This is a genomic window from Virgibacillus halodenitrificans JCM 12304 (genome assembly GCF_001310895.1).
Lineage (GTDB): Bacteria > Bacillota > Bacilli > Bacillales > Amphibacillaceae > Virgibacillus_Q > Virgibacillus_Q halodenitrificans.
This window is the reverse complement of the sequence record NZ_BAZS01000058.1, coordinates 1-12569: the sequence shown is the minus strand read 5'-3', so window position 1 is coordinate 12569 and position 12569 is coordinate 1. Positions and strand designations below refer to the sequence as shown.

Sequence of the window (12569 nt, the reverse complement as noted above, 5' to 3'; positions counted from 1 at the left end):
TTTTATAGTATCTGTTTAATATTTATATTTTAAGATAAAATTTTTTTGTTAGATTTATTAATTTTATATTATAGACATTTAATTTATAGTATCAATAAAATTAATTATCATAAAAACTATTCAATTCCTTACCACGTAAGGGTTTGTAATAGTAATTTAAAGATACTAATGTATCTTATTATGTTTTTTATCATTAAATATTATTACAATACATATTACTTTTTTGATTAAATTCTTAGTTATAAAACAACTTCAAAAACTATTCTTTTAATAAACTTATAACATCTTCTATTACATCCTTGTCACACTTCTTATCTATCATTTGTTCAATGACCATTACTAAAGTCGCTCTCCGATAAGTCTTTGTTAATATTTTTAGAATGGATTGACTATCGATTATCCCATATTGATCTAAATGCTTCTTTATGAGCGCAGCTTCTCCGTCCCCCAAAACTAAAACATTCTCAACCTTTTTAATTGTGTATCCTTTTGAAAATAAGATTTCCGCCACCCTTCTTTTTCAATGGAACTTACAATATAATCTATCCAATATAATTGTTTTCTCTGAATGAGGTAGCTTCCTGTAATTCCTCAAAAGAGGCATTTTTTATGATATGTTCAATATCCATATTGTCCATATGTCACACCGCCTTATTGTGGTTAATAATTTAAAAAATAGAAATGTATAAGTATATCCATGTGATAAAACTATTGCTTCATAAATTGAGACGCTTGCTTTATGTTGAGTATGATAACTTTCAAAGCATAACTAAGCCTTGAACAACAGTTTATCATCTGACACACAGAGGATTCATGGTAAGTTATCTTCTATAATATTCGTTTTAAAAATCATTTCCTTTTTATCAATTTATGCCAAATAAGATATTAGTTTATTCATTTATCCCATAAATAGTTATTTTGTAGTCATAATTGGTTGATATATAGCCATGAACTTCTATTCAAAATTTAATAAGAGGTTATAATTATAGAATGAGCAAATGTAATAAAATATTTTATCTAACTAAACGGGGGAGAAAGTTATGATTAACGATGATGTGCATACTTTAGGAATGTTTGCCGATAAAGCTTTCGATGAGGGAGATATAGACACTTTACACAAAATAGCGGAGGATTGTTTAAACCGAGTTGAAACAGGAAAGTATAATCGCCTTGAGAAAGGAATTTTAGCTTACCATGGGGCTACTTCCTACAGTAACTATATCCACCTAAAGTATAAAGGTTTATTAATTTATTCTGAGAAGAGTAATAACGAAGAAGACTTTGAAATGTGTTTATTATTGTTTCGATTATCTATAGAAAATTTAACTTCATATCAGGAAAGAGACGAAATAAAAGAAGATTCAGAGGAATCTTATCACCTTGGAAATTATTTATTAATGGCATATACTAACTATGCAAACGTATTGAATACATGCGGTAGGATTATTAAGGCACTATCATATTTAAAAATTGGAGTTGGTAGTGGTTTTCCAATGGCTATAGGAAACTTTGCTGGATTTTTAATGGATTATGCTTCGCTCGACTATGATAATGGTCATCGTTCAGTTCTTGCTAATGAATCCTATCAATTATTAAAAGAAGTATTGGAATTCAATGATATAGAAGAGTATGCAACTGAGCATTATAAAAGTTTAAAAGCTAGTTTAAAACAATGGTATCCAATAGAATATCTAGAGAAACCTTACGAATTTGAAGAATACTCATTAGGGGATTCCGATGATGAAATCAATTACCGAAAATGGTGTATTAAAAATACATTGTTTCTGAATACTTTAAACGATGCCTTTCCTTATTCCATCTCTGCACATGATATCCTTCATCTGCCTAATATTATTACAAAAATCGATGAGGGACCAAGATTTCATGGTTTGTTTAATCAAATAAAACAAGAATATGTATCTGCTAGATTCATGATTTTTGATGCCATTTCATTTCAAGGGTCTCATTTTTCGGATAGAGATGTTCACCTTGTCAATACATTAGATTATCCGGTATATGGCATTTCAATTGAGAAATTGAAATATGCTATAGAAGTTTATATTCATTATTTGACCGTATTTCCTTTTTTATAAATGATTATTTTGAAATTGGAATCAAGGAAAGAGATGTATCTTATCGAACAATCTGGCAGGACAAAGTTAGAAAAGGGAAAAACTCCTACAACTTAAAAGTCGATTTAAAGAATAGGATGACAGAAAAAGATACATTTAATCTCCCATTAATCGGTCTGTACTGGTTATGCAAAGATATTGGAAAGCAAAAGGTAGAACATCACTATATAGAACCAGCTATCGTACATATTTCGAAAATACGACATCATTTAGAGCATCGTTATTTAAAGGTTCATGACACTCTTTTGTATCCAATTACAGAGGAATTACGAGAAAATAAGGATGATCCGTTGGCCTATTCCATTACGGTTGATGAATTTAATGATGCTGCAATGAAACTACTTTCTTATGTACGTGAAGGAATTATATTATTGACTATGGGTGTACACGTAGAGGAACTTAGAAAGAAAAGTGCGTCAGATGGTTTAATTATGCCGATGCACATGGATCAATACGATGATGATTGGAAACAGCTAAATTGAATTTTAGATTGCCTTCTTTGAATAAATTATATATCTTTGGAAATAATAAAATATGTTAGTGCAACTTGTATTTCAGACATAAAAATAAGGAAGTATTTACTTCCTTATTTTTTGTCCTCTCTCGTTGATAGTTTGCCCACTTAAAATAATAAGATTTGCTGCATCTTTATAAGATTCCGTTCGATATTAGTCAGTACAAGAAGACGAGGTTTAAGGATAATGTGTATTTCATCTATTCCAAGCCATTTAGGAGTCTCGATTTGATATTCTTGTTCTTTGAATGCCACATGGCCTTAAAGACGTACAGTACTAAATTATTTTTGTGACCACAAATGCTCTTAGAAATTCCTTAAAGCATTAATATAATAGGTGATTGGAAAATAGTTTATGGAATCCTTTTGTAGACTTTGCTTAACTACTGCACCCTTTAGTAATTATTAGCCGGTTTACTTGAATAAGAAGTTGTAAAAAGGTTGCCTTAGCCTGCACAACAAGATAATTTCGATACATCTTTATCGAACGTAAGTGCAGCTAATTTTAGCCCTTCAGCCATTGTTAAATATGGTGATAGGGTTTCTGTTAAATCTTCTATCGTTAAGCCAAATTTAACAGCTAATGTCGCTGCATAGATGACATCTCCTGCATTCTCAGATACAATATGGACCCCTAATACTTTCAATGTTTTTGCATCTGCTACTAGTTTAAATACACCGGTGGTTTCACGGTTTACAATTGCTCTTGGAACAGCATCTAAGGGTAATACAGATGTCTTCACATCATACCCTTTCCCTTTTGCTTGTTCTTCTGTTAAACCAACCGTTGCAACCGATGGATTCGTAAACGTAACAGCAGGAACAATTGATAAATCTATATTTTTGTTTAACCCACCGATAGCATTATCAGTAGCAATTCCACCTTCATAGCCTGCTACATATACAAATTGCGGTCCTAACGTCACATCTCCTGCTGCATAAATCTTTTGATTACTTGTTTGACCAAAATCATTGATCAGGATTTCATTATTTTTTCCAATTTCAACATCTGCAGCACTTAAATTTAAAGAATCCGTATTTGGTTTTCTTCCAGTAGCAACAAGTAACTGATCTGATTCAATGACTTTTTTACTGCCATCCACTGTTACGTAAACCTTTTTTATCTCTCCACTTTGTTCAACACGCTCAAAAGTTGCCCCTTTGACAAGTTTTATTCCCTGTTCAATCAAGGCTTTTTCAACTGTCTCTGAAATCTCAGGATCATATTCTTTTAAAAGTCGCTCACTTCTTTGGATTAGTGTTATTTCTGAACCTAGATGATAAAATAGTTGTCCAAGCTCCATTCCAATGTATCCTGAACCAATCACCGTTAACCGTTTTGGTACTTTCTTTAATTCAAGTAGAGTTGTACTAGTTAAATAGTCCACTTCTTCAAGTCCTGAAATTCGTGGTAACGAGGGAGATGCACCTGTTGCAATTAAAAAGCGTTTTGCAGATAACTTTGCCCCATTGACCTCAATCGTACTAGCATCAACGAATTTTGCTTCACCTTCAATTAAATCAAAGCCATATTCATCAATTAAATCCACATATTTTTGATTCCGAAGTTCACTCACCAATTTATTCTTTTGCGTGATTAAACTAGCTAAATCCACTTCTCCAGCAGATGTTTGTAAACCTATAAACGGATTTTCTTTTGATAAATGATTGATTTCCCCTGCCCTAAGAAGAGTCTTTGATGGAACACAGCCAATATTCACACAGGTTCCCCCAACCGTTCCACACTCAATCATTCCAACTTTTGCACCATATTCAATAGCTTTAATTGCCGAAGAAAAAGCAGCAGCGCCAGAACCAATAATAAGAAGGTCATAGTTGTCCTCATTACTTAAAGCCACGTTTTCTTGAGATGATACTTCCTCAATTTCTCCAGTTTGATAATTTGCTTCATCAATCGCCTTTTTTGCACTTTCAACCTCAATATCATCGGGCAATTCAAATACGACTTCACCACGACGAAAACTAGACTCAATATTTTTAGCACCTATATTTCCAAGTGCTGATGCCACGTGTTTTTCACAACCCGTACAAGTCATTCCTTGAATGTTTACCTTAAATTTAATCATAATAAAGCTCCCTTCGTTAATCTCTCATGTTAATGTTTCTATTATTGGACACGAATGTAATTGCTTTTCATCTGGACATCGTTGTTTTAAGTCATCTAACATAGTTTCAATACGTTTTAAATCCTCTATTTGCTTTTGAACTTCCTCTTGTTTTTTAGAAACAAATTCGAACATATCTTGACAACGAACTTCATCTTTATCTACAACGCCAAGTAATTTATAAATCTCACTTAAAGAAAATCCAAGTTCCTGTATTCGCTTAATAAACCCAACACGCTTCACTTCATCATCTGAATACATCCGATAACCAGCTTCCGTTCGGTAAGGCTCTTGTAATAAATTTTTTCGTTCGTAATATCTAATAGTTTCTTTGTTAACTCCACATTTATTTGCGAACTCACTAATTCGATAAATCACCTTATTTCACCCCATAAAAATTATAAACCGTGTACCATAGTACACGGTCAAGTAAATATATTATCAAACTTTTCTATTTCTTGTTCAATTAATATGAGTCATTAGTTACAAGATAACATTTAAATTCTTCTATACAATAATTTGAATATCCCTCTTGGTTCGGACCATTTTAATTTTTTCACAACTTAACATTCCACCAAATAATCCAATTTAAACATTAATTGTTTTAAAGGCATTAAAATAGTAATTCCACTATATATTCTGAAGACCCTTTATTATATTTATCTACATTCTATAAATTTTATTGTTTCCCTTTATTAAAACTCTGATAATTCTTATTCCCACCAGAAAGATTAAATACATCCTTAAATCCCATATTTATTAACACATTTTGCGCAGCATTTCCAGTTACACCTTTGTTACAGTACGTTACGGTAGGGATATTAGGATCCAAATTCTTCGCTTCCTTACGCAACTTTGCTAGTGGCATATTTACTGCTCCATCCACTTTCGATACCTCATACTGCTTCGTTGCTCTTGTATCGATAATTTGTATTTGCTCACCGTTCTCGATTCGGTCCGTTAATTCTTGTGGGGTAATCAGTTTATTTTTCTTATCAATCGCATTTTGTAAAGCCATACCTGTATACATTACCGGATCTTTCGTTGTACTAAATGGTGGTGCATATGCTAAATCTAGATGGAACAAGTCTTTTGCTTTTGCTTTAAAGGAAATGGCTGTTACAAATACATCGATTCGCTTATCAACACCATCTTCACCTACGATTTGCACACCTAAAATTTGGCTTGTTTTCCTATCGGCAATTGCCTTAATTACTAATTCTTTACCACCCAGATATTCTGCTCTTGCTGGTTTAATATTGTGTAATACTTCAAGATCAAAACCTTCTGCCTTAGCCTCTTTTTCACTTAACCCGGTATAGCCTACCGCTAAGTCAAATACTCTTAAAATTCCTGTCCCTAAAATGCCCCGATGTTCCAAATCTCCACCAGTAATAACATCACCAGCGATACGTCCCATTTTATTAGCTGTAGACCTAACGGACGGTATATAGGTTTTCCAGTTATAACCGAAAAACTTTCTGCTACGTCCCCAACGGCATAAATATCAGGTAGATTCGTTTGCATCTTGGTATTAACTTTAATCGTTCCAGATGTGCCTAATTCCACGCCTAAATCTCTTGCTAGTTTCGTATTTGGTCTAACACCAGTGGCTAAAATGACCATATCGGAATCAATGACATTGCCACTTTTCGTTTCCACAGTATTCTCCGTAATCACAGTTGCTTCTTCGTTTAATAACAAGTTTACTCCGTTATCTCGGATATGCTCCTCTACACGGAAAGCCATATCTTTATCCAAATGTGGCATAATCTGATTACTGCGCTGAACAATCGTTACTTCTAATCCTTTATGAGTCAATTGTTCTGCCATTTCAAGACTGATGAAGCCAGCACCAATAATGGTGACCTTTTTCGGGTTATTTGAAACCATAAACGAGTTGATAGATGCTGTGTTTTGGATATTGCGGACATGAAAGACATGCTCCATCTCCACCCCTTTAATTGGTGGAGTAATTGGAGTCGCACCAGTTGCAAATACCAAGGTATCGTAACTGTCTTCTTTCGTCTCGCTTGTATCTAGATTTTTAACTGTAATTACTTTCTTATCTGGATCTATCTTTATCACTTCATGACGTGTTTGAATATCCACGTTGTAACGTTTTTTAAACCATGCAGCACTTCTAGGTGTTAGTGTCTCTAACTCGTCTACTTCCCCTCCTAAAAAGTAGGGGATTCCACAAATAGAATAGGAGATATCATAATCTGCATTATATAACGTAATTTCTGCGTTTCCGTCGTTTCTGCGTGCCTTTGCAGCAACAGATGTACCAGCTGCAACGGAACCAATAATAATTATCTTCATATGTTTATAATCCTCCAGATCTTATCTTGATGTCTATTCTTAGCAGCACTGATCCATTCCTAGTAACACAAATTGCGAACCGTTTGGTGTTTCATCGTCATCTAATGTTAATCCTTCTACTGTATCTTTAACATCTTTATCAATGGACACTTTAATTCCATCAATTTCTTCAACAATATCGTTTTCTTCAGGCGCATCTAAAGAAATTCCTAATTGCGGTCCACAACATCCTGCTCCCATCGAATAAAAGCGAATACCTTCTGCACCCTTTTCTTGAAAAATAACCTGTAATTTATTTTTAGCCTTTTCTGTGATATTCATTATAATTCCCCCTTATTTTTTAAAGTTGAACAAATTCCTTCAATTGGTCATAGCCTATTTTTACTTCCTTCATCCAAGGGATTAACGCACTATTATCAGCTAATTCTTCTTGTACTTTCTTAATCCATTGCCTTTCCGATGCTGCACGTGCTTTTAATACTTTATCTGTTGTTCCTGTTGCATATAAACTTCGATTGATGACCCACCATTTTGGAGTTATCTCTGCTCGCTTTAAGTCATCCTGCAAGCGTGTTGCCTCAAAAACAGGAGTTGCTTCTGGCAATGTAACAACGACTACCCCTGTCTCTTCTGGGTTACGCAGTCTTGGCAATAACTTTTTCACACTTTCTGGAATTTCACCAGTAGAACGGCTCATTTCCCTGTGATAAGCCTCCGATGAATCAAGTAAAAGCAACGTATGCCCGGTTGGTGCAGTATCGATAACAACAATTTCTTGTTCAGACCTTTCTACTACATCGGCAAAAGCACGGAACACCGCAATCTCTTCCGTACATGGAGACTCAAGGTCTTCCTGTAAGTAGGCAAGTTCGTCATCATTCAATTCACCAGCATTAGTGATTACTTCTTTTTTGTAGGCTTCCACTTCTACTTCTGGGTTAATACTGCTGATGGATAGATTCTCATTAACAGTACCGTTTTGGAACATATAATCCAGATGTGCTGCTGGGTCAGTTGTTGTTAAATGAACTTTATGCCCTTTTTCCGTCAATCCAACTGCAATTGCTGCAGCAACAGATGTTTTTCCAACTCCACCTTTACCCATTGTAAAAATAACACGAGTATTTTTAGATGAAAAATCATCAATTACATCCTTTAGTTCAGAAAGTGGTGCAAATTCAGTACCCTGATCGTCCTCCTTGAATTTAACTAAAGGAGCATCACTCACAATCTGACGAAGGCGATCAATACCAGTTAACGAATACGATACAAAAGGTAATGAGAAGGTTTGAATCTTTTTCGATTCCTCTGGTGTTTTCGTCAATGCTTCATGCTGCCCTTCGTAAAAAGCAGTAGATACCTCATCATTTTTTTCATAAGACTGCAATAACCCATTTATGATAAGCATTTGTTTTTGGATGCCAATGTCTCCAAGTTCTAATGATGCACGGTTCGCTTCAATCAGGGTGGATTCCTCTGGTCTGGCAACTAAAATTAGTGTTGTTTTGTCACCATCAGAAAGGGATTCAACTGCTTTTTGATACATAGCCTTCTTATCACCAAGGCCTGATAATGGTCCCAAACAAGAAGCCCCATGTGTTGCTTCCTCCAAATAACCAGACCATGCTGTCGGCAGAGATAATAAACGAAGCGTATGGCCCGTTGGAGCTGTATCAAATAAAACATGGTCGTATTCGCTAAATATCCCATCATCTGCTAATAAATGAGAGAATTCATCGAATGCAGCAATTTCTACGGTACACGCTCCAGAAAGCTGTTCTTCCATCTGATTGACTACCGATTCAGGAAGTTTATCTCTATATGGGCCAACTGTCTTTTCTCGATATGCTCTTGAAGCTTCTTCTGGATCAATATTACTGGCAAATAAGTTTTTCACACTTGGAATTTCAACAGGTTCACGAGATAACTCGATTTCAAATACGTCCTGCAAATTAGAAGCAGGATCCGTGCTGACAAGCAAAACCTTTTTTCCTTGATCAGCAAGTGCAACTGCTGTTGCACATGCTACAGATGTTTTTCCAACTCCACCTTTGCCAGTGAAAAATAGATAAGGTGTTTCAACATGCTGTTTCGGATTATAAAGTGTATACATTTTAAGATCTCCTTTAGTCGAGTTTTACGGAAACACGTACACGAGGTTTCTGAGTCAATTCCTTTGCACGTACTTCCAACCATTCCGCAAATTCTTCATTGGTTGGATATTCACCCACTTTAACTACTTCCCCATCTAAAAGTGTGACCGGAAGTGCATCTGCTCCTTTTTCTTGAAGAACCTGATTAACCGTTTCATTTTCAGCAAAAGCAGCAGGTTCATTAGCTAAATTAAATCGCTTAATGTCTACATCTTTCTGTCCCAGTGAATAAACGGCTGAAGCTACCCTTGTTAAATTTGGGTCAACACTTGGTCCGCAAACACCTGTTGAACAGCACATAGCTGGGTCAAAGATTTCTACTTTTTTCATACGTTATACCCTCCAATTATTTGTATATAACTATATACTTATATGTTAACAGATAGTTAAGCCTTGAGGATATTCTCATGGCTTAACTTCTTGATATTCTCCCGTTTCAGCAAAACGTTTGATTCGTTCACCAATTTCATCACGAACACGCTGAAATACTTTCCACACTTCCTCTTCTGTACCTTCTGCTTTAGCTGGATCATCAAAGCCCCAATGTTCTCTTTTTACATGCGGTGGCGTCATTGGGCAACGATCTTTTGCATCACCACATAAGGTTACTGCAATTGTTGCGTTGTCTAAAAATTCTTTGTCAATGGTTTCCGATTTTTGGTCAGAAATATCAATTCCAACTTCCTTCATTGCTTTAACAGCATTTGGGTTTAGTCCATGTGCTTCAATACCTGCACTTCTTACTTCCCACTCATCTCCAAGATACTTTTTTGCCCAGCCTTCTGCCATTTGACTTCGACATGAATTTCCTGTGCATAAGAAATAAATAGTTTTTTTAGCCATATAAATACTCCTTTATCAAAATATAGTTAATGTTAAATATAGACCTAGTAACGTGATAAATAGGATTGGTATTGTTAAAATAATACCCGTCTTGAAATATGTTCCCCAAGAAATCTTAATTCCTTTTTGTGAAAGAACATGAAGCCATACTAATGTTGCCAAAGAACCAATTGGTGTGATTTTTGGACCTAAGTCTGATCCAACAACGTTTGCATAAACAAGTGCTTCTCTTAATACGCCAGTAGTATTTGTTTCCGCAATTGCTAGGGCGTCAATCATTACTGTTGGCATATTATTCATAATGGATGATAGAAAAGCAGCAATGAACCCCATTCCAACAGTAGCAATAAATAAGCCTTCTTCGGCAACCGTTTGAATGACACTTGCTAGAGCAGTGGTGAGTCCCGCATTTCCTAATCCATATACTACGACATACATTCCGATGGAAAAGAACACAATATCCCACGGCGCACCCTTAATAGCTTTTTTTGTATTTACTGCAGAACTTTGTCTACCCATAATTATGAAGAAGATAGCAATGGTTCCTGCAATAACGGAAACAGGTATATTGATAAATTCGCTGGTAAAGTATCCAATTACTAATAAGCCAAGGACATACCAAGATAGACGAAACATTTTATGATCTTTAATAGCATTTCTAGGTTCGGTTAATTTAGAAACATCATACGACCTTGGAATACTTTTTCTAAAATAAATCAGTAACACGGAAATGGTTGCAACTAATGAAAATAAATTTGGAATAATCATTCGTGAAGCATATTCAACAAATCCGATACCAAAGAAGTCTGCAGACACAATATTTACTAAGTTACTTACAATGAATGGCAATGATGTTGTATCAGCGATAAACCCACTTGCCATAATAAACGGAAAAATCATTTTTTCTTTAAAATTTAAATTACGTACCATAGCAAGTACGATTGGTGTAAGAATTAACGCTGCACCATCATTCGCAAACAAGGCAGCAACAATCGCACCTAATATACTGATATAGACAAACATTTTTATTCCATTACCCTTTGCAAAACGGGCCATATGTAAGGCAGCCCATTCGAAAAATCCAATTTCATCCAAAATTAAAGAAATAAGAATGATTGCTACGAATGCCAATGTGGCGTTCCAAACGATTTGTGTTACTTCGATTACATCACTAAACCCTACGACTCCTACAATTAGAGCTATAACTGCTCCTCCCATTGCAGACCAACCAATATTTAAACCTTTTGGTTGCCAAATGACTAGGACGAGGGTTGCTACAAATATGAGTATTGCGAGTATAAGCGTTGATGACAATGTTTTTACCTCCAATTAACAACAAGTAATTCGTGTACCCTTTTCTTCCAACTCTTTTAGTTTATCTTCTTGACTTGGCAATTGATCCAGAATCGGTTTGATGAATGAATAATACTCATTATTTTTATTTACCGAGTAGAAAATCCATTGTCCTTTCCTTTCTTCCACTACCAGTCCTAAATCTTTAAGCTTACGCAAGTGTTGACTAACAGCTGGCTGACTGAACTGAAATATTTCTACAAATTCACATACACAACAAGCGTGATTATCCATTAATTTCATCATCGTTAGACGTGTCTTGTCACCAAGCAGTTTTAAAATGTTCGCAGCTTTGTCTATTTCAAAAGATTTTTGCAGCATCTATATCCCTCCTTATTATTATTTATTATGAAAATAGTATATAACTATTTGCTTATATGTTCAATGGATTAACCTACAGAAACATGAAATTTTAAGAAATCATTTTATTTTATTCCCTACTACTACTATTCTTTAGGTTAGAATCCTTATATGCATGTATTAATTATTGGATTTTTAACTTCATATTTAATTTGATGCGTTTTCTAACTTTTCCCCACCGTTCCTGTAATCCAGCAGGCTTTTCTAAAATCCTAGTGTTGAAAACAAAGCCAATTTTATAGTCCTTTTCGAACAACTCTCATGCGGAACATCGTGTTAAAAGGGAGTTATGGGGAATTCAGCAAATAAATTTGATTAAAAAGGTTGCAATTTAATTTTATGGATAATATACTGTTGATAAATCAAAAAAAAATTGATGTATTAGTTGGAGGTGAAATAATGGAATTAATTAAAAAAGTAAATGAATTAGGCGAAGATGAGGCACTTGATTTTTATGAAAATATGTTTAATGCTTTAGCTGATAAAATAAGATTAAAAATTATAAATGAAATTAGTAAAAGTCCAAATAAATCTTTGTGTGTCTGTGATTTAGAAGAAAAATTAGAGTTAAAGCAATCAAAACTATCTTATCACTTAAAGAAATTAGTAAAAGCCAATATACTTATACCCGAAAAACATGGTACATGGAACTATTATAAAATTAATGAAGAACAAATACAGGTTGTCTTATCTGAAGATACTTGTTGTAAAATTTTCTAACAGGTATCTTAGTTATTTATTATATAAATAAACTTTTTTTGAT

Annotated in this window: 10 protein-coding genes and 2 pseudogenes; 2 read left to right on the top strand and 10 right to left on the bottom strand. The window is 34.5% G+C overall.

Translation table 11 applies throughout. The features are described 5' to 3' along the window. Positions 1–259: 259 nt before the first annotated feature. Complete coding sequence (locus tag JCM12304_RS18365) at positions 260–511, bottom strand: hypothetical protein (RefSeq protein ID WP_060681936.1); 252 nt, start codon at positions 509–511, stop codon at positions 260–262. A gap of 529 nt (positions 512–1040) precedes the next feature. Here JCM12304_RS18365 and JCM12304_RS18360 point away from each other — a divergent pair. Continuing rightward, positions 1041–2614: pseudogene (locus tag JCM12304_RS18360) on the top strand (LA2681 family HEPN domain-containing protein). Positions 2615–3092: 478 nt separating this feature from the next. Here the strand turns inward: JCM12304_RS18360 and merA are convergent. The 9 genes and pseudogenes from merA to JCM12304_RS18315 form a co-directional block, all read right to left on the bottom strand. Then, positions 3093–4733 (bottom strand): mercury(II) reductase, encoded by a 1641-nt coding sequence (gene merA / locus JCM12304_RS18355; protein ID WP_060681935.1) that lies wholly within the window; start codon positions 4731–4733, stop codon positions 3093–3095. 24 nt (positions 4734–4757) lie between these two features. Then, the gene (gene merR / locus JCM12304_RS18350) at positions 4758–5150 is read right to left on the bottom strand and encodes a mercury resistance transcriptional regulator MerR (RefSeq protein WP_060681934.1); all 393 of its coding nucleotides are present in this window, start codon (positions 5148–5150) and stop codon (positions 4758–4760) included. A 301-nt stretch (positions 5151–5451) separates the two neighbouring features. After that, positions 5452–7097, bottom strand: a pseudogene (locus tag JCM12304_RS18345) (FAD-dependent oxidoreductase). Between the two features lie 39 nt (positions 7098–7136). Then, a complete protein-coding gene (locus JCM12304_RS18340; RefSeq protein WP_060681933.1) occupies positions 7137–7418 on the bottom strand; it encodes a HesB/IscA family protein in 282 nt (93 codons plus the stop codon). Positions 7419–7437: 19 nt separating this feature from the next. Continuing rightward, positions 7438–9210 (bottom strand): arsenical pump-driving ATPase, encoded by a 1773-nt coding sequence (arsA, locus tag JCM12304_RS18335; RefSeq protein ID WP_060681932.1) that lies wholly within the window; start codon positions 9208–9210, stop codon positions 7438–7440. 13 nt (positions 9211–9223) lie between these two features. Beyond that, positions 9224–9580, bottom strand: coding sequence for an arsenite efflux transporter metallochaperone ArsD (arsD, locus tag JCM12304_RS18330; protein ID WP_060681931.1), 357 nt, complete (start codon positions 9578–9580; stop codon positions 9224–9226). 75 nt (positions 9581–9655) lie between these two features. Continuing rightward, entirely contained in the window at positions 9656–10093 is a 438-nt protein-coding gene (arsC, locus tag JCM12304_RS18325; RefSeq protein ID WP_060681930.1) for an arsenate reductase (thioredoxin), read from the bottom strand. Positions 10094–10108: 15 nt separating this feature from the next. Then, complete coding sequence (locus JCM12304_RS18320) at positions 10109–11407, bottom strand: arsenic transporter (protein ID WP_060681929.1); 1299 nt, start codon at positions 11405–11407, stop codon at positions 10109–10111. Positions 11408–11422: 15 nt separating this feature from the next. Next, complete coding sequence (locus tag JCM12304_RS18315; RefSeq protein ID WP_060681928.1) at positions 11423–11767, bottom strand: ArsR/SmtB family transcription factor; 345 nt, start codon at positions 11765–11767, stop codon at positions 11423–11425. 438 nt (positions 11768–12205) lie between these two features. Between JCM12304_RS18315 and JCM12304_RS18310 the strand changes: the two genes are divergently transcribed. Next, positions 12206–12526: an ArsR/SmtB family transcription factor gene (locus tag JCM12304_RS18310; RefSeq protein WP_060681927.1), complete on the top strand. Its 321-nt coding sequence runs from the start codon at positions 12206–12208 to the stop codon at positions 12524–12526. The last annotated feature ends 43 nt before the right edge of the window (positions 12527–12569 follow it).